Here is a 17,969-nt window from a genome sequence, read left to right as displayed (position 1 = left end):
GGCTTCCGCCATGCATATCGACATCGACAAGGACGTCTGCATCGGCGCGGGCCAGTGCGCCCTGACCGCCCCGGACGTGTTCACCCAGGACGACGACGGCTACAGCGCCCTGCTGCCGGGCCGGGAGGACGGCAGCGGCAGCCCGCTGGTGCGGGAGGCGGCCCGGGCCTGCCCGGTGAGCGCCATCACCGTCTCCGAGACGGTGGGCTGACACCGGATCAGGCGACCTCCAGGAGCAGCCGGGCCGCCTCCCGCGCCTCGGCCGCGGGCTCGGCGCTCCTGGTCACACCCGCCGTGACCATGGCACCCTCCGCCAGCAGGAACAGCTGCCCGGCCAGCGCGCCGGGCAGTTCCGCCGCCTCGACGAGCGAGGCGAGGTAGTCCCGGAAAGCCCGCTTGTGCGCGCGCACCTGGCCGACCACGCGCACGGACGTCGCGCCGAGCTCCCCGTACGCGTTGATCCACGCACAGCCCCGGAAGCCCGGCTCGCCGAACCACCGGCCCAGCCAGTCGAACACGGCCAGGATCCGCTCCCGCGGCTCCGCGTACTGCTCGACGTACTCGGCCAGTTGGCCGCGCCAGCGCGCGTCGCGCCGCTCCAGATACGCCTCCACCAGCTGCTCCTTCGACGGGAACAGCTGGTAGAGCCGCTTGAGCGAGACTCCGGACGTGCCGCGGACGTCGTCCATGCCGACGGACTGCACGCCCCGCCCGTAGAACAGCTCCTCGGCGGCGTCCAACGCCCGCTCCCGGGCCCCCGCACTGTCCATCCACGACCACTCCTTGACGCGAGAACGAGCGTTCTCCTACCGTAGCAGCGCCGCTGTGGAGAACGCCCGTTCTCCTTAGTCGACCAAGGAGAATCCATGACGGACCGCCCGCCGCTGCCGCCCTTCACCCGGGAGACCGCCGCACAGAAGGTCCAGGCCGCCGAGGACGCCTGGAACACCCGCGACCCGCACAAGGTGGCCCTCGCCTACTCGGAGGACTCCGTCTGGCGCAACCGCGACACCTTCCTCACCGGACGCGCCGAGATCGTCGACTTCCTGACCGGAAAGTGGGAGCGCGAGCGGGAGTACGCGCTGCGCAAGGACCTGTGGGCCTTCGACGGCAACCGCATCGCGGTCCGCTTCCAGTACGAGTGCCGGGACGCGGACGGCCGGTGGTGGCGCTCCTACGGCAACGAACTGTGGGAGTTCGACGAGCACGGCCTGATGACCCGCCGCGAGGCGAGCATCAACGACGTGCCGATCGAGGAGCGGGAGCGTCGCATCTTCGGCCCGCGGCCGGAGCGCGAGCGCGGAGCCACGTTCCCCGTCCGGTGAGCCCGGTGGAGTGACTAGGGTTTCCGGGATGACCGAACAGTCCGCCCGGAAGCCCTTCCTCTACGTCGTCGTCTGCGCCGCCGGTATCGCCGCGGACGTCAGCAAGCTGATCACCGCCGCGCAGGAGCGTGACTGGGAGGTCGGGGTCATCGCGACGCCCGTCGCCATGAACGGCTTCTTCGACACCGCGGCCGTCGAGGCGCAGACGGGCCGCCCGATCCGGTCCGCCTGGCGTACCCCGGGCGAGCCGCGCCCGTTCCCGGCGCCCGACGCCGTGGTCGTCGCGCCCGCCACCTTCAACACCGTCAACAAGTGGGCGGCCGGCATCGCCGACACCCTCGCCCTGGCCACCCTGTGCGAGGCCGCGGGGCTCGGCGTGCCGGTCGCCGTCCTGCCGTGCGTGGCCGACGCGCTGGCCTCCCACCCCGCCTACCGGGACAGCCTCGAACGGCTGCGGGGAATGGGCGTGCGGTTCGGGCAGCCGTACACCGGAGAACCCGGCGAGGACGGCGGACGGCCGGAGTTCGGCTGGGAACGAGCGCTGGACCTGGTCGAACGCGGCTGACGGCCGGCCGGTCAGCCGCAGCCGACCGTGGGTCCCTCCACCATGCCGCCGGTGTACAGCGCCTGCCCGCGCGGCATCCAGTATCCCAGCTTCGAAGCGACCGTCGAGCAGGCCGACGCCAGTGTCACCCGCACCCGCACGGTCGCCGCACGACCCGGCTGGAGATCGGTGAGCGCGCGGTCCACGGAGTGTGTCAGCCTGGCCTTCGACGGATGGCTGCCGATGAGCGGGTTGACACACCGGGCGTCCGCCGTGCTGATCCGTACCCCCGTCGTCTCCTCGCCGATCAGCCCGAAGCGCGCACTGCCGTCGCCCTGTTCGCTGTCGCGGTACACCCGGTACGTCAGCGTCGTCGTGGTGCCGGTGCGCAGCGTGCGCCGGTCGACCTCGACGCGGTGCGTGGGCTTCGCTTCGGCGCGCTGAGCGTGAGCGTGGCCCTCACCGTCCCCCGCAGCTTCACACCGGCCGGCGCGGAGCGGACGTGCACGGTGGCGGTGACGTCGTACGTCCCCGGGCCGGGGTACGGCTGCGAACCGGGCAGGGTCCCGGAGGCGACCGTCGCGCCGTCGCGCCTGGCCGTCCAGGTGCCGCCGGAGGTGAGACACGCGAACCGGACGGACGTCCCGGGGCGGCGGCAGGTCGCGGGCGCCGACACCGCCATCACCGGCGTGCCGCTGCCCGCGCACAGGCTGACGGAGGCCCGTTCACCGTCCGGGCCGCGCAGGACCCCCGCCGGTGCGCACAGCGTCGCGGGCCCGGCCGCCTCCGCCGCCGCGGCCCGGGCCTCGGGCCGCGGCGGGACCGGCCGGCTCCACGCGGTCGAGACGAGAGCGAGCGACGCCGCGGCCGCCCCGGTCAGGATCCTGAGCGTCCTCCGTCGTGCCGCCACCGAGTCCTCCCGTACGCACCCGACCGGCCGGGCGCCGGTCACCTGCGCCGAGGATGCGGCAGCGGCCCGGGCGCCGGCCGGTCCCACGCCGGTCGGTCACCTGGGCAGCAACGATGACGGCCCGTCAGCCGGTGCGGCCCGCGACCACTTCGAGCGCACACGAGCACGTACGCTCCCCCTGGAACACCTCCCGAAGGCAGGGGCAGCAACGATGCAGTACGTGAAGCTCGGTTCGACGGGCCTGGACGTCTCGCGGATCTGTCTGGGGTGCATGACCTACGGCCTGCCGGACCGGGGCCGGCACGAGTGGACCCTCGACGAGGAGGCCTCGCGCCCGCTGATCCGGCAGGCGGTCGAGGCGGGGATCAACTTCTTCGACACGGCCAACGTCTACTCCGACGGCACCAGCGAGGAGATCGTCGGCCGGGCCCTGCGCGACTTCGCCCGCCGCGACGAGATCGTGCTCGCCACCAAGGTGCACGGCCGGATGCGGCCCGGGCCGAACGGCGGCGGACTGTCCCGCAAGGCGATCATCAGCGAGCTCGACCAGAGCCTCACCCGCCTCGGCACCGACTACGTCGACCTCTACCAGATCCACCGCTTCGACCCGCACACCCCCGTCGAGGAGACGATGGAGGCCCTGCACGACGTCGTCAAGGCCGGCAAGGTCCGCTACATCGGGGCGAGTTCGATGTACGCCTGGCAGTTCTCCAAGGCCCAGTACACCGCCCGGCTGAACGGCTGGACCCGCTTCGTCTCCATGCAGAACCACTACAACCTCCTCTACCGCGAGGAGGAGCGCGAGATGCTGCCCCTGTGCGCGGACCAGGGCGTCGGCGTGCTGCCCTGGAGCCCGCTCGCCCGCGGCCGTCTCACCCGCGACTGGGACACCACGACCGAGCGCAGCGCCACCGACACCTTCGGCAGCACCCTGTACCAGGAGGGCGACCGCACCATCGTCGAGGCCGTCACCCGCATCGCCGGGGAGCGCGGCGTGCCCCGCGCCGAGGTCGCACTCGCCTGGCTCCTCCACCAGGACACGGTGACGGCCCCGATCGTCGGAGCGTCGAAGCCGCAGCATCTGGCGGACGCGGTGGCAGCGGTGGAGCTGGAGCTCGGCGACAAGGAACTCGAGGAACTGGAGCGGCCCTACACACCGCATCCGATCGCCGGTCACTGAAAGCGCCCCATAGGGGCGCGGGGAAGGGCGCGACCAGCCACAACGGCGCCGCAGACGGAACTACCGCCTCTCGCGAAGCGCTCAGTGCGGCCCCCGCGGCGCGAACTCCGTCCCGCAGGGCCCCGCCCCCTCGCTCTCCGGGAGCACCACCCTCGCCCCGCTCATCGTCAACGTCCGGTAGAACCCCCCGATCCGCTCGGCCGAACGCCCCACATAGTGCCCGATGAACGACCGCCGGAACCGATCACCCGAACGGTTCGGCTGCGACCCGTGCACCAGACTGCCGTTGAAGAACAGAACATCCCCCGGCGACATGTCCACAGGCACGGGCGCCAGACCGGGTGGCGGCGGAACGTACTCCCGCGCGAAGGACACCCCCGCGTCCGCCTCCTCCGGGCAGAACAGGTCCATCCGGTGCGTGCCCGGCACGACCTCCAGCCCGCCGTTCTCCCGGTCGATCACGTCGCAGGCCAGCCACGCCGCCACACACGTGCCCGGCTCCACCCGCAGATAGAAGTTGTCCTGGTGCAGCGCCTGCCCCCGGGCCCCCGGCGGCTTGAAGTAGAACATGCTCTGCGCGGCCAGGACCTCCTCCCCGAGGAGCACCTCCAGCACCGTCCGCAGCCGGGCGTCCAGCAGGACGTCGCGAGCGAGGCCGTTGATCTCGTGCGGGTGCAGCACCCGCGGCCAGACCTGCAGCGGATCGGCGCCCGGCCCGGACGCGCGCGGCTCGAAATGCCCGGGAACCGGTCCGGCCGCACGCAGCGCCGCGAACTCGTCGCACAGTCGCTCGGTCTCGCCGGCCCCGAAGAGCCCGCGCACGACCGTGAAACCGTCCTCCTCGAAACCCTCCCGGTACCGCCTGAGCGCGGCAGGGTCCAGGATGGGAGCGCCGGCGGCGCCGTTGCCCGTGACGGTCATGAGCGCACTCCTCGGTCAGTGGTCCCCGGCACGCCACGCTAGGCCACCGAGCCGTCGAGGAGGATGCCCGTGCGTGCTGACGGATTGCCCGGCACTGCTGAGCACGGGCCCGAGGGGGACCCCGCACCGCCACCCGGCCTGGTCGTGCTCGGCCACTTCGACCAGCCGCCCGGCTACGGCGTCAACCGGCCGCACGGGTCCGCGAGTTGGCTGTTCACCTGGACCACGGGAGGCCGCGGGCGGCTCCGGCAGGGCGGGGTGGAGACCTCGGCCGGCGCGGGCCACCTGGTGGTGCTCGCCCCGGGCGCCCCGCACCGTTACACGGTCGAGCCCGGCGCCCGGCGCTGGCGGTTCTGGTGGGCGCACTGCCAGGCCCGCCCGTCGTGGGTCGCGTGGCTGCGGCCGTACGAGGCCGGTGACGGGGTGTACGTGGTCACGTCCGCCCCGGCCGGAGTGCACGGCCGTGTCGAGGCGGCGTTCCGGCGGATGCACGCCGACGCCCGCGGGCCCGGGGCCTGGGCCGGGGCACCACCGTCCGAGGCGGTGGCCCCGGGGGATGCCGTGGATGACACTGCCGCCCAGGACGGTCAGATCGCCGTCGCGCACGGCGGCGCCGCCCGCGAACTGGCCCTGTGCGCCCTGGAGGAGATCGTCCTCCTCACCACCGCCGGTGCCCGGCCGGCGGCACCCCGGCCCGGCCTCGACGCGCGGATCCAACGGGCCCAGGAGCTGATCGACGCCGACCCGGGCGCACCGCACACCGTCCGCTCGCTGGCCGGGCGGGTCTCCCTGTCGCCGTCCCGCTTCGCCCATCTGTTCAGCCGCCAGCTCGGCCGGCCGCCCATGCGCGCCCTGCGCGAGGCGCGGCTGCGACACGCCGCCCGCCTGCTGGAGGGCACCGACCTGCCCGTGGAACGCGTCGCCGCGGCCTCGGGTTTCGCCAGCCCGTTCCACTTCAACCGCGTCTTCCGCGAGCGCTACGGAACACCTCCCGGGGCGTACCGGAACGCCGCTCACGGCGGTCCGCGCGGCTGAGCCAGAGGTGTCGTCATTGGTTCCGGGAGGAGTCCCCGAAAGGGCCGTTCCGGGAAGGTCCGAGGGTGTGAGCTGCTGTGCAGGCTGCAGTCCAATGGTTTTGGGGGCGACGCCCGGAGCCGGGCGAAAACGCGCCGGAAAATACAGAACGGACAGTGCGGAAATCCCTTTCGCACCGCACATTGACGTTTTGTCAAATGGTCTTGTCCGCCTACGCAATGCACGAAACCGTGAGATCACTTGTTCCCTGTCGCTGACCTGTGCAAAGGTGTGCCCTGTCGGCGTCCGGACAACACGCCTTTCTTCGCATGCGCCAGGCCACCGGACCGACATACCCCTTGGTATGGACTTTCTTCCGCATGTCCTTGAGAGGAATGCAGCCGTGAACGACGCAGGCCCGTCGAATTCTCCGGGTCCGGCCCGCAGGATCGGCGCGACGGACGAGCAACTGAGCGCCGAGCTCAGGAAGTGGACGGGGGCGACCCCCGCACTTCACCCCGTCGGTGAACTGCTGGACCGGCACTGGGAGGCGGCCTCCGCCTATGCACGGCTGTGCACCGACGGACCGCGTTCCGCCGGAATACTCACGACTGCCGCCTTCACCCGGATCTTCGGCGAGACCCTGCGTCAGGCCGGCCCCACCTCCGCGTGGCGGCCCCATCTGCTCGTCACCGTGCGGCGTATCGCCGCCGAGTGGGCCACCGACCACAGACGCGACATGCTCCACCCGGAACTGCTGTCCGGGTCCGGCGAGGGGGAGCGAGTGGCCGCCCGGCTGCTGCCGCAGCAGCACCGGCGCCTGCTGTCCGGCGCCTTCCAGCGGCTGCCCCAGTCGGCGCGCTGTCTGCTGTGGCACGTCGAGGTCGAGGCCGAACCGCTCGCCGTCCCCGCCGGGCTGCTCGGCCTGGACGAGGAGGGCGCCCGCGTCGAACTGGACCGGGCCCGTGACCGGCTGCGCGAGGAGAGCCTCCAACTGCACCGCGAACTCGCGCCCGACGAGGAGTGCCGGCGCTATCTCCGCCTGCTCGACGTGACGTACCGGCGTGGCGGCCACGGCATCGACCCGGATCTACGCGCGCATATCCAGGGCTGCGGACACTGCGCCGCCACTGCGGACCAGCTCGGCCGGTTCAACGACGGGCTCGGTCCCGCCCTGGCCGAGGCGGTGCTCGGCTGGGGCGGCCTGGAGTACGCGGAGAACAGACCGAGCGGCGTCCCGGAGAGCGACGTGACGGACGCCCCGCGGCCCGGCGCGGAGACGGCCGTCGCGGGGACCGGACTCCCCGCAGGTGTGGCCGGTCGGGAATCCTTCCCCGACCCCGTCGTCCTCGCGGGCATGGCGGGGGAGTCGTTCACCGACCCGGCCGGCCCGCCGGCCGCGCCGGCCGCCCCCGCGACGGGGGACGCGGCGCGACTTCAGGCCCACGACGGCTTTCCGGCCCCGCCCGACGCCCCGCCGGCCGCTGGAACCACTCCCGGCCGGCGTGCCGCGGGTTCCCGTCCCGGCCGGCGTGCGGCAGGCCCCCGCGCCGCGGCGCGCAGATCCGCCCACAAGGCGGCCCGCCGTTCCGCCCGCCGCCGCAACCTCTCCGTGAGCATCCTGACCGTCAGCGGCCTGGTCGTCATCCCGCTGGTCCTGTGGTCCCTGGGCAGCTCCGGCGAGGGCCCCCGGCAGGCCGGTGCGGGACGGCCCTCCGAGACGCCCGGCTCGGGTGCGGGCGAGCCGACGGGCGACCCGTCCTGGGTCGGGTCGGGCGACGCCGAGAAGGGTGCCCTGCGCGGCCGGCTGCACAACGTGGACTCGGGACTGTGCGTCGGCATCGAGGACGGCAAGGCCGCCGAGGACGCGGAGGCCGAACTCACCTCCTGCTCCTCGGCTGCCGCCCAGCAGTGGACGTACGAGACCGACGGGCTGCTGCGCAACGGCGCCGCCCCGGACCTGTGCCTGGACTCGCACCTCGGCTACTCGGTGCGGCTGGCCCCCTGCGCGGGAGCGTCCCAGCCGGACGCCAGGAACGTCCGCTACGACTTCACCCTCCAGGGCGCCCTGGTGCCCCGCTGGGACCAGGACCTCGCCCTGGCTCCGGCCGCGACCGACGGCTCGGGAGCCCTGGTCCTCAAAACCCGGGCGAACGACGAGGACCAACGGTGGGCGATCGACACCTCCAAGGCGGACCTCCAGATGGAGGCCGTCAACTGGCACGCCGCCGCCCCCGCGCCGCGTCCCACCCCGACACCCACCCCCACGCCCTCGCAGACGCCCACGGTGACCCCGACCCCGACCCCGTCCGCCACCCCGTCGGCACAGCGGCCGGCACCGACCGGCCCGGCCCCCACCGACCCGGCCTGCGACCCCTACGGCTACCCCTGCGACGGGGACGGCCAGGACGGCTACCCCGGCTACGGCTACCCCGGTTACGGATACCCCGGCTACGGCGGCTACGGCTACGGCGGTTACGGCGGCGGCCACCGCTGACCTGACGCGCGCTCAGCTCCCGACGACGCGCAGCGACAGCCACAGCGCCACCACGGCCGGTACCAGCGCGGCCGGCACCGCGAGCAGCCCGAGCCGGGTGAACTCCCCGACCCCGACCCGGTGTCCGTGCTGCTGCACGATCCGCCGCCACAGCAGCGTCGCCAGCGAGCCGGCGTAGGTCAGGTTCGGGCCGATGTTCACGCCGAGCAGCACCGCCAGCACGGCACCGGGACCGGTCCCCGCGGTCAGCGGCAGCAGCACCAGCACCGCGGGCAGGTTGTTGACGATGTTCGCCAGGACGGCGGCCAGCGCGGCCACGCCCAGCAGGGTGAGCAGGCCCGAGCCGTAGGGCAGCACCCGCTGGAGCGCGTCGGCGAGCCCGTGGTCGACGACCGCCCGCACCACGACGCCGAGGGCGAGCACGAACGCCAGGAACGCCGGGGCCGCGGACCGCACCACGGTCAGCGGGGTGGCCCGTCGCCGCAGCAGTGCCCGTACGGCCAGCACGAGCGCACCGGCCAGAGCGGCCCAGGCCGGTGCGATCCCGAGCGCGGAGGCCACGACGAACCCGGCCAGCGTGCAGCCCACGGTGACCAGGGCGAAAAGGGGCAGCTCGGGGGGCCGCTCGGCGTCGGGCGAGGGGAGGGCGGCGGTCAGTTCCTCGTCGAAGAAGCGCCGGAACACCAGGTACTCCGCGCCGATCGCCACCAGCCACGGCAGCGCCATCAGCGCCGCGAACCGGGTGAAGCTCAGCCCGCTCGCCGTGAAGGCCAGCAGGTTGGTCAGGTTGGAGACCGGCAGCAGCAGTGAGGCGGTGTTCGACAGATGGGCGCACGCGTAGAGGTGCGGCCGGGCCCGGACGCCCATCCGGGTGGCGGTGGCGAGCACCACCGGAGTCAGCAGGACGACGGTGGCGTCCAGACTGAGCACGGCCGTGATGACGGAGGCCAGCGCGAACACCGCGGTCAGCAGCCGCGCGGGACGCCCCGCCGCCCAGCGGGCCATCCACGCCCCGCACGCCGTGAACAGCCCCTCGACGTCGCAGAAGTGCGCGAGCACCAGCACGGCCGCGAGGAAGCCGACCACGGGCCCCAGCCGCTGGATCTCCTCCCACGCGTGGCCCGGCGAGATCACTCCGGCGGCGACCGCGAACCCGGCGGCCGGAACCGCCAGCACGGCCTCGGGCAGCCCCCGCGGCCGGAGCACGGCCCAGAGGAGCACGGCGGCCAGCAGCACCACGGACAGGACTTCGGCGAGCGGGGCGTTCAGGGCGAAGTCCTCCGGGGCGTGATCACAGCGTGCCCGCCCATGAAACCAGGGTTTGGTAAGAGAGCTACGAGAGTGGGAAGTGCGCTGTCACAGCTCGTCGAGCAGGGCCAGCTCCGCCCAGATCGTCTTGCCCTCGGCGGTGTGCCTGCTGCCCCAGCGCTGGGTGAGCTGGGCGACCAGGAGCAGACCGCGGCCCCCCTCGTCCCAGGTCTTGGCACGGCGCAGGTGCGGCGCCGTGTGGTTGGTGTCGGACACTTCGCAGATCAGCGTGGACGCGTCGTGGATCAGCCGCAGCCGGATGGGCGGGGCGCCGTAGCGGATGGCGTTGGTGACCAGTTCGCTCACCACCAGTTCCCCGGTGAACGTGGCCTCGGTCAGCCCCCAGCGGTCGAGCTGGTCGACGACCTGCTTGCGGATGGGGGCCACCAGCGCCGGGTCGGCGGGGATGTCCCAGGTCGCCACCTGGGAGGACGGCAGGCCCCGGGTGCGGGCCAGCAGCAGAGCCACGTCGTCGGCGGAGCCGGTCGGCGGGAGCAGGGCGTGCAGCACGCGGTCGCAGATCTCGTCCAGGGAGTCGGAGGGAGCCGACAGCGCCTCACGCAGCATCCGGTGGCTCGCGTCGACGTGCCGCTCGCGGCTCGTGACCAGCCCGTCCGTGTGGAACGCCAGGACGCTGCCCTCCCGCAGCTCCACCTCGGCGCTCTCGAACGGCAGCCCCCCGACACCGAGCGGGGGACCGGAGGGCAGATCGAGCTGCCGGGCCGGGCCGTCCGGCGGCACCAGCATGGGCTGCGGGTGCCCGGCCCGGGCCAGGGTGCAGCGCCGCGACACGGGGTCGTACACGGCGTACAGGCAGGTCGCGCCCACCTCCCCGGTGCCGGCGTCGACACCGGACTCCTGGGACAGCCGGACGACCAGGTCGTCGAGGTGGGTGAGCAGCTCGTCGGGGGCCAGGTCGATGTCGGCGAGGGTGCGGACGGCGGTGCGCAGCCGGCCCATGGTGGCCGAGGCCTGGATGCCGTGCCCGACGACGTCGCCGACGACCATCGCGACGCGCATCCCGGACAGCGGGATCACGTCGAACCAGTCGCCGCCCACGCCGGAGCGGGTGGCGGGCAGATAGCGGGAGGCCGCCTCCACGGCGGCCGTGCGCGGCAGCTTGCGGGGCAGCAGGCTGCGCTGCAGGGTGAGCGTCGTCTCCCGCTCGCGGGAGTAGCGGCGGGCGTTGTCGATGCAGACGGCGGCGCGGGCCGTGACCTCCTCGGCCAGCAGCACGTCGTCGTCGGTGAAGGGCTCCGGGCGCCGGAAGCGGGTGAAGACCGCGACCCCGAGGGTCGAGCCCCTGGCCTGGAGCGGCACGGACATCGTCGAGTGGATGCCGTACTCGCGGACCCGCCGGAACCGGACCGGGTCCCAGGCCAGCCACTGCTCGAGGCCGCCGCCGTCCGTTTCGGACGCCACGACCGTGCGCCCCGCGAGGAGCGAGGCGGCCTGCGGGGAGTTCTCCGGATAGACGTCCACCTGCCCGGGCTTGGCCACGGCCTCGGGGCTGCCCGAGTTGACCGACTGGTGGGCGGCCCGGCGCAGGCTCACCGGCGGTTTCGGAGGGGTCGGCGGGCCGGCGGACTCGCCGCCGTTGTCGCGTACGTCGAGCAGGTCGACGCTGACGAAGTCGGCGAGCGCCGGGACGCACACGTCCGCCAGCTCCTGGGCCGTACGGGTGACGTCGAGGGTGGTGCCGATGCGCACGCTCGCCTCGTTGACCAGCTGGAGCCGCTCCCGTGACCGGTACTGGTCGCTGAAGTCGTGGGCCGTCACGCACACGCCCCGCACCCGGCCCGAGTCGTCGGTGAGCGGTGCGAGCCGGGCCAGCCAGGCGTGCGCACCCCGGCTCTCGCCGCTGGCCTTCATGTACGTCTGCATGTCCTGCCGCCCACCGGTGCTCAGCACGCGGCGCAGGTTCTCTTCGAGTTCCGTGTTCTGCGGCCGGCTGCCGACGTCGGTGGGCCGCAGGCCGCGCAGCCGGTCGGCGGGCAGTCCGAGGAGGTCGGCCATGGCGTCGTTGACACCGCGCAGCCGCAGCCCTTCGTCGAAGATCATCGTGGCGCAGGGCGACTGCGTCAGGGCCGCCCGCACCAGCGGGTCGTCCGTCGGCTCCGGGCCGGGGGCCTGAGCAGGGGAGACGGCGAGCCACTCGGTCGCCTCCGGGCCGTCCGGCGGTCTGCGGTGGGCGAGCACCCACGCGGTCACCGCGTGCCCATCGCGGTGACGCAGCGTGAGCGTCCCGTTCCAGCGGGCGTCGGTCGGCACGGGCGGCGGTGCCGCTCCGTCGGCCAGCAGTTCGGCGGCGGGGCGGCCGAGGACCTCGGCGGCCGTGTGGCCCAGGAGGCGGTGGGCGCCCTCGCTCCACTCGGTGAGCGTGCCGTCGGCGGCGATGACGGCACGGGCGGCCACGGCATCGTCGAACGGCTCGTCCGGCCTCATCGTCGCCACTCCATACGGACACTCACAGTGATCAGGGAGGTCGCTTGAGTCCAGACTAGACCGTGGGCGCCCGACGTGACCCGGTAACCCCCGTGCCGCCCGGCCGCGCACGGTCAAGGCGCGATTCCGGCCGATGTGACCTCTGGGGCAGAACGGCGCTGCCGCACCCTTGACGGCCCGGTGTGACACCTCGACAGAATCTGTTTGTTCACGATCAGTTGTGAGTACTTCTGGGTCTTCATGAGGGAGAAGCCGCCATGTCGGTCACGCGCAGATCGGTCCTGCTCGCCTCCGCCGCCGCGCCCGCGGCCGGAACACTGCTGGGTGCTCCGGAGGCGTGGGCCGCAGACACGGCGCGCGGGGCGTCCGGCCGCCGTACCGTCGCGCTACGCGACGGCTGGCGCTTCGCGCTGGTCAACCCGGGCGGGATCACCGACCCGACCGGCGCCTACGCCGACGCGGCCCTGCCCGGCTACGACGACTCTCAGTGGCGTGAGGTGGCGGTCCCGCACGACTGGAGCATCGAGCAGGCCCCCACCACCGAGCACGGCACCACCAGCGGCACCGGCTTCCTCCCCGGCGGCCTCGGCTGGTACCGCCTAGCCTTCACGCTGCCGCCCGCCCTCGCCGGCAAGCGGATCTCGGTGGAGTTCGACGGCGTCTACATGGACTCCTCCGTCTTCTGCAACGGCAAGGAGGCCGGCCGTCACCCGTACGGCTACACCGGCTTCGCGCTCGACCTCACCGACCTGGTGCACACCGACGGGGGCACCACCGAGAACGTGCTCGCGGTCAAGGTCCAGAACCGGCTCCCCAGCAGCCGCTGGTACTCGGGCAGCGGCATCTACCGCGAGGCCCGCCTGGTGATCACCGAGCCGGTGCACGTGGCCCGCTGGGGCACCCGCGTCACCACCCCCGAGATCTCCGCCGAACGGGCCGTCGTCCGGGTCGACACGTCGGTCGTCAACGCGTCGGGTGCGGGCGCCGACGTGGAGGTCGTCTCCCGGATCGTCGACCCGAAGGGCCGGACGGTCGCCCGCACCTCCTCCACGGCCGCCGTCACCGAGCACAGGACCGAGACCCACGAGCTCACGGTCCGGCGCCCCCAGCTGTGGGACATCGCGGCCCCGCACCGCTACACCCTGCACACCGAGCTGCGCGTCGGCGGCAGGACCACCGACACCTACCGCACGCCCTTCGGCTTCCGCACCTTCCGCTTCGACCCGGACGAAGGCTTCTTCCTCAACGGCACCCCCCACAAGCTCAAGGGCGTCGACCTCCACCACGACCTGGGCGCGCTCGGCGCCGCGGTCAGCATCGACGCGATCCGCCGCCAGATGGAGATCATGCGGTCCATGGGCGTCAACGCCCTGCGCACCTCCCACAACCCGCCCGCGCCCGAGGTGATCCAGGTCTGCGAGGAGCTGGGCATCGTCATGCTGGTGGAGGCGTTCGACTGCTGGCGCACCGGGAAGAACCGGTACGACTACGGGCGGTTCTTCGACGAGTGGTGCGAGAAGGACGCCACCGAGATGGTGCTGGCGGCCCGCAACTCGCCCGCCGTGCTGATGTGGTCCATCGGCAACGAGGTCCCCGACTCCACCTCCACCGCCGGTCTCGCCATGGCCGACCGGATCATCGCCGCGATCAGGGCCGCCGACGACACCCGCCCGCTGGTCATCGGCTCCGACAAGTACCGCCGCCTCCCCGCCAAGGGCTCCGCGGCCGACCTGATGCTGGCCAAGCTGGACGGCCTCGGCCTCAACTACAACACCGCCAAGTCGGTGGACCAGCTGCACGCGGCCTACCCGCACCTCTTCCTGTTCGAGTCCGAGTCCTCCTCGGAGACCTCGACCCGGGGCGAGTACCAGGAGCCCGAACACCTCAACACCGGCGAGAATTACACGCCCGGAAGGCGCGGCACCTCCTCCTACGACAACAACCTCGCCTCCTGGACCATGAGCGGCGAGTACGGCCACAAGAAGGACCGGGACCGCAAGTGGTTCGCCGGGCAGTTCCTGTGGTCGGGCATCGACTACATCGGCGAGCCGACGCCCTATGACGTCTTCCCGGTCAAGGCGTCCTTCTTCGGCGCGGTCGACACCGCGGGCTTCCCCAAGGATATGTACTACCTGTTCCGGAGCCAGTGGACCGAGGAGCCGATGGTCCATCTGCTGCCGATGACCTGGAACCACGCGGAGGGTGACACGGTCGAGGTCTGGGCGTACTCGAACGTCGACACCGTCGAGCTGTTCCTCAACGGAAAGTCCCTGGGGGAACGGCGGTTCGACACCAAGAAGACCGTCGACGGCCGCACCTACCTGGAGACGACCGAGGCGACCGGCGACGACAAGACCTTCACCGACGGCCCCTACCCCGGCAGCTACACCAGCCCCAACGGCAGCGCCGGCAAGCTCCACCTGACCTGGAAGGTGCCCTATGCGCCGGGTCAGCTGAAGGCCGTCGCGCGGCGGGACGGCAAGGTGGTCGCCACGGATGTGCTGCGCACCGCCGGCGCCCCGCACGCGATACGCCTGACACCGGACCGCAAATCCCTGGCCGCCGACGGGCGTTCGCTGGTCTTCGTGACCGCCGAGGTGGTCGACCGGCGCGGGGTGGTGGTGCCCGACGCGGAGCACCTGCTCTCCTTCGAGGTGGCGAACGGCTCCCTCGCCGGGCTCGACAACGGCCGCCAGGAGAGCGCCGAGCGCTACCAGGCGAGCACCCGCACCGCCTTCCACGGCAAGGCCCTCGCCATCGTCCGCTCCGGCACGAAAACGGGCACTGTGAAGGTGACCGCCCGCGCCGACGGCCTGCGCGCCGGCACGACGACCGTACGGGCCACCCGCGCGGCGGACCGGGCCGAGACCGCCCCGCCCGCCTTCCGGCCGGAACACCCCGCGCCCGTGGACTACCCCCACGCGGACGCCAGTTACTCCGGCCGCCCGGACACCCTGCCCGCCGCCATGCTCGACGGCGACCCGGCCACCGGCTGGTCCAACGGCTTCTACAAGCAGGCCACGGCCCTGCTGCCCGCCTTCGACGGCGCCCGCACCGAGGACTGGGTCACGGTCGACCACGGACGCACCCGCGGCTTCGACCGGGTGGACGTCTCCTTCACCGTCGACGCCACGCACAGCCTGCCCGCGGCGATCGAGGTGGCGGTGTGGGACGGCCGGGCGTGGCGGGCCGTGCAGGACACGGCGATCGACTGGGCCACCGCCTCCGACGCCCCGACCGTGATCACCTTCAAGGCCGTCCGCGGCTCCCGGATCCGGCTCACGATGACGAGCCGCCACCCCGACGAGGCCCCGGGCGCCCTCCGCATCAGCAGGCTGGACACCCCGGCCGCCTGACCTCTCGGTCACGACGGTCCGGACGGACGGCGACCCAGCCAGTCCTGTCCGGACCGTTGACTGGGCGTCACATCAGCAACAACCATGGCGGGCATCCGCACCTGGGAGCGCTCCCACGCCGAGCGTCACCCGCACCTCTCCAGAGGAGCCCGGACGTGAAACGACGCAGAACCGCCCTGTTGTCCCTGACGGCCCTGCTGGCGACCGCGCTCACCGCGCTGCCCTCCGCACCGGCCGGGGCCGAGGAGGTCGAGCAGGTCAGGAACGGCACCTTCGACACGACCATGGACCCGTGGTGGGCCACCAGCAACGTGACCGCGGGGGTGTCCGACGGCCGGCTCTGCGCCGACGTCCCCGGCGGCACCGCCAACCGCTGGGACGCCGCCGTGGGGCAGAACGAGATCACCCTGGTGAAGGGGGAGTCGTACCGCTTCTCCTTCAGCGCGACCGGCACGCCCGCCGGGCACGTCGTGCGGGCGATCGTGGGCCTGTCGGTGTCGCCGTACGACACCTACCACGAGGTGTCACCGCAGCTCAGCGTCTCCGGCGACACCTACTCCTACACCTTCACCGCACCCGCCGACACCACCCAGGGTCAGGTCGGCTTCCAGCTCGGCGGCAGCGCGGATCCCTGGCGCTTCTGCATGGACGACGTCTCGCTGCTCGGCGGGGTGACGCCGGAGCCGTACGAGCCCGACACCGGGCCCCGGGTCCGCGTCAACCAGGTCGCCTATCTGCCCGCCGGGCCGAAGAACGCCACGCTGGTCACCGACGCCACGGCGAAACTGCCCTGGGAGCTGAGGACCTCCGGCGGGAAGACGGTCGCCCGGGGCACGACCGTGCCGCGCGGCGTCGACGCCTCCTCCGGGCAGAACGTCCACTCGATCGACTTCGGCGCGTACCGCAAGAAGGGCACGGGCCTCACGCTCGTCGCCGACGGCGAGACCAGCCGCCCCTTCGACATCGACGCGAGCGCCTATGAGCGGCTCCGGCTGGACTCGGCGAAGTACTACTACACCCAGCGCAGCGGCATCGCGATACGCGACGACCTGCGGCCCGGCTACGGCCGCCCGGCCGGGCACGTGGGCGTGGCCCCCAACAAGGGCGACACCGACGTCCCGTGCCAGCCCGGCGTCTGCGACTACACCCTGGACGTCAGCGGCGGCTGGTACGACGCCGGCGACCACGGCAAGTACGTCGTCAACGGCGGCATCTCCACCTGGGAGGTGCTGAGCACCCACGAACGCGCGCTGCACGCCCGCACCGGCGACCCCCGGGGGCTCGGCGACGGCACGCTCACCATCCCCGAGAGCGGCAACAAGGTCCCCGACATCCTCGACGAGGCCCGCTGGGAACTGGAGTTCCTCCTCAGGATGCAGGTGCCCGACGGCAAGCCGCTGGCCGGCATGGCCCACCACAAGATGCACGACGAGCAGTGGACCGGACTGCCGCTGCTGCCCAGTGACGACCCGCAGAAGCGCGAACTGCACCCGCCGTCCACGGCCGCGACCCTGAACCTTGCCGCCACGGCCGCACAGGCGGCCCGCCTCTACCGGCCCTACGACAAGGGGTTCGCCGACCGGGCCCTGGCAGCCGCCCGCAAGGCCTGGACGGCGGCGCTCGCCCACCCCGACCGCTACGCCTCCGAGAGCGACGGCGTCGGCGGCGGCGCCTACGCCGACAGCGACGTCACCGACGACTTCTACTGGGCGGCGGCCGAGCTGTACCTCAGCACGGGCGAGAAGCAGTTCCAGGACCACGTCCTGAAGTCGCCGGTCCACACGGCCGACCTCTTCACCCCCGTCGGCTTCGACTGGGCCCGCACGGGCGCGGCGGGACGGCTCGACCTCGCCACGGTGCCGAACAGGCTGCCCGGCCGGGACAAGGTCCGCCAGTCCGTCGTGAAGGGCGCCGACCGCTACCTGGCCACCCTGAAGGCTCACCCCTACGGCATGCCGTACGCCCCGGACGGCAACAAGTACGACTGGGGCTCCAGCCACCAGGTCCTCAACAACGCCGTCGTCCTCGCCACCGCGTACGACATCACCGGCGCCTCGAAGTACCGGGACGGCGCGCTCCAGAGCATGGACTACATCCTGGGCCGCAACGCCCTGAACATCTCCTACGTCACCGGCTACGGCGAGGTCAGCGCCCAGAACCAGCACAGCCGCTGGTACGCCCGCCAGCTCGACCCGAGCCAGCCGAACCCGCCGAAGGGCACCCTCGCGGGCGGACCGAACTCGAGCATCCAGGACCCCTACGCACAGAGCAAACTCCAGGGCTGCGTCGGTCAGTTCTGCTACATCGACGACATCCAGTCCTGGTCGACCAACGAGCACACGATCAACTGGAACGCCGCCCTGACCCGGATGGCCGCCTTCGTGGCGGACCAGGGATAGGGGCCGTCCCGGCGCGCCGGGTGCCGGGGGAGTCCGCCGACAGGACGCCTCCGGCACCCGCGCGTAGCCT

13 protein-coding genes are annotated in these 17,969 nt (G+C 72.8%); 8 read left to right on the top strand and 5 right to left on the bottom strand.

Annotated elements, in window-relative coordinates; genetic code table 11:
• Window positions 1-10: 10 nt before the first annotated feature.
• Complete coding sequence (locus tag ACIBL4_RS17745) at window positions 11-211, top strand: ferredoxin (protein WP_086854839.1); 201 nt, start codon at window positions 11-13, stop codon at window positions 209-211.
• Between the two features lie 7 nt (window positions 212-218).
• Here ACIBL4_RS17745 and ACIBL4_RS17740 read toward each other — a convergent pair whose 3' ends face one another.
• Window positions 219-770 (bottom strand): TetR/AcrR family transcriptional regulator, encoded by a 552-nt coding sequence (locus tag ACIBL4_RS17740; RefSeq protein WP_399410954.1) that lies wholly within the window; start codon window positions 768-770, stop codon window positions 219-221.
• A gap of 96 nt (window positions 771-866) precedes the next feature.
• Here ACIBL4_RS17740 and ACIBL4_RS17735 point away from each other — a divergent pair, with 96 nt between their 5' ends.
• Window positions 867-1,325: a nuclear transport factor 2 family protein gene (locus ACIBL4_RS17735; protein WP_399410952.1), complete on the top strand. Its 459-nt coding sequence runs from the start codon at window positions 867-869 to the stop codon at window positions 1,323-1,325.
• A gap of 28 nt (window positions 1,326-1,353) precedes the next feature.
• Window positions 1,354-1,890, top strand: coding sequence for a flavoprotein (locus ACIBL4_RS17730; RefSeq protein WP_399410950.1), 537 nt, complete (start codon window positions 1,354-1,356; stop codon window positions 1,888-1,890).
• An 11-nt stretch (window positions 1,891-1,901) separates the two neighbouring features.
• Here ACIBL4_RS17730 and ACIBL4_RS17725 read toward each other — a convergent pair whose 3' ends face one another.
• On the bottom strand, window positions 1,902-2,225 hold the full coding sequence (locus ACIBL4_RS17725) for a hypothetical protein (protein WP_399410948.1): 324 nt from the start codon (window positions 2,223-2,225) through the stop codon (window positions 1,902-1,904).
• Between the two features lie 765 nt (window positions 2,226-2,990).
• Between ACIBL4_RS17725 and ACIBL4_RS17720 the strand changes: the two genes are divergently transcribed.
• On the top strand, window positions 2,991-3,959 hold the full coding sequence (locus ACIBL4_RS17720) for an aldo/keto reductase (protein ID WP_399411565.1): 969 nt from the start codon (window positions 2,991-2,993) through the stop codon (window positions 3,957-3,959).
• Window positions 3,960-4,040: 81 nt separating this feature from the next.
• Here ACIBL4_RS17720 and ACIBL4_RS17715 read toward each other — a convergent pair whose 3' ends face one another.
• Entirely contained in the window at window positions 4,041-4,880 is an 840-nt protein-coding gene (locus ACIBL4_RS17715; RefSeq protein ID WP_399410946.1) for a phytanoyl-CoA dioxygenase family protein, read from the bottom strand.
• A gap of 63 nt (window positions 4,881-4,943) precedes the next feature.
• Here ACIBL4_RS17715 and ACIBL4_RS17710 point away from each other — a divergent pair, with 63 nt between their 5' ends.
• Together ACIBL4_RS17710 and ACIBL4_RS17705 are read left to right on the top strand one after the other, a co-directional pair.
• Window positions 4,944-5,915 carry a helix-turn-helix domain-containing protein gene (locus ACIBL4_RS17710; protein WP_399410944.1) on the top strand — a complete coding sequence of 324 codons (972 nt, stop codon included), beginning with the start codon at window positions 4,944-4,946 and terminating at the stop codon, window positions 5,913-5,915.
• A 382-nt stretch (window positions 5,916-6,297) separates the two neighbouring features.
• Window positions 6,298-8,391 carry a ricin-type beta-trefoil lectin domain protein gene (locus ACIBL4_RS17705; RefSeq protein WP_399410943.1) on the top strand — a complete coding sequence of 698 codons (2,094 nt, stop codon included), beginning with the start codon at window positions 6,298-6,300 and terminating at the stop codon, window positions 8,389-8,391.
• Window positions 8,392-8,403: 12 nt separating this feature from the next.
• Here the strand turns inward: ACIBL4_RS17705 and ACIBL4_RS17700 are convergent, their stop codons facing one another.
• Together ACIBL4_RS17700 and ACIBL4_RS17695 are read right to left on the bottom strand one after the other, a co-directional pair.
• On the bottom strand, window positions 8,404-9,660 hold the full coding sequence (locus ACIBL4_RS17700; protein WP_399411563.1) for an SLC13 family permease: 1,257 nt from the start codon (window positions 9,658-9,660) through the stop codon (window positions 8,404-8,406).
• 87 nt (window positions 9,661-9,747) lie between these two features.
• Window positions 9,748-12,144, bottom strand: coding sequence for a SpoIIE family protein phosphatase (locus ACIBL4_RS17695; RefSeq protein WP_399410941.1), 2,397 nt, complete (start codon window positions 12,142-12,144; stop codon window positions 9,748-9,750).
• Between the two features lie 257 nt (window positions 12,145-12,401).
• Between ACIBL4_RS17695 and ACIBL4_RS17690 the strand changes: the two genes are divergently transcribed.
• Together ACIBL4_RS17690 and ACIBL4_RS17685 are read left to right on the top strand one after the other, a co-directional pair.
• On the top strand, window positions 12,402-15,500 hold the full coding sequence (locus ACIBL4_RS17690) for a glycoside hydrolase family 2 TIM barrel-domain containing protein (protein ID WP_399410939.1): 3,099 nt from the start codon (window positions 12,402-12,404) through the stop codon (window positions 15,498-15,500).
• A 155-nt stretch (window positions 15,501-15,655) separates the two neighbouring features.
• Window positions 15,656-17,899: a glycoside hydrolase family 9 protein gene (locus ACIBL4_RS17685; protein ID WP_399410937.1), complete on the top strand. Its 2,244-nt coding sequence runs from the start codon at window positions 15,656-15,658 to the stop codon at window positions 17,897-17,899.
• Window positions 17,900-17,969 lie beyond the last annotated feature (70 nt).

Origin of the sequence: Streptomyces sp. NPDC050416 (assembly GCF_044458845.1) — a bacterium.
Taxonomy (GTDB): domain Bacteria; phylum Actinomycetota; class Actinomycetes; order Streptomycetales; family Streptomycetaceae; genus Streptomyces.
Note: the sequence above shows the minus strand (reverse complement) of the source record. Positions and strands in the feature narration are given on the sequence as shown.

Excerpts from the sequence above, each read along its gene's own strand:
- ACIBL4_RS17745 (WP_086854839.1), top strand. The coding sequence starts at position 11 with ATGCATATCGACATCGACAAGGACGTCTGCATCGGCGCGGGCCAGTGC.
- ACIBL4_RS17740 (WP_399410954.1), bottom strand. The coding sequence starts at position 770 with ATGGACAGTGCGGGGGCCCGGGAGCGGGCGTTGGACGCCGCCGAGGAG.
- ACIBL4_RS17735 (WP_399410952.1), top strand. The coding sequence starts at position 867 with ATGACGGACCGCCCGCCGCTGCCGCCCTTCACCCGGGAGACCGCCGCA.
- ACIBL4_RS17730 (WP_399410950.1), top strand. The coding sequence starts at position 1,354 with ATGACCGAACAGTCCGCCCGGAAGCCCTTCCTCTACGTCGTCGTCTGC.
- ACIBL4_RS17720 (WP_399411565.1), top strand. The coding sequence starts at position 2,991 with ATGCAGTACGTGAAGCTCGGTTCGACGGGCCTGGACGTCTCGCGGATC.
- ACIBL4_RS17715 (WP_399410946.1), bottom strand. The coding sequence starts at position 4,880 with ATGACCGTCACGGGCAACGGCGCCGCCGGCGCTCCCATCCTGGACCCT.
- ACIBL4_RS17710 (WP_399410944.1), top strand. The coding sequence starts at position 4,944 with ATGCCCGTGCGTGCTGACGGATTGCCCGGCACTGCTGAGCACGGGCCC.
- ACIBL4_RS17695 (WP_399410941.1), bottom strand. The coding sequence starts at position 12,144 with ATGAGGCCGGACGAGCCGTTCGACGATGCCGTGGCCGCCCGTGCCGTC.
- ACIBL4_RS17690 (WP_399410939.1), top strand. The coding sequence starts at position 12,402 with ATGTCGGTCACGCGCAGATCGGTCCTGCTCGCCTCCGCCGCCGCGCCC.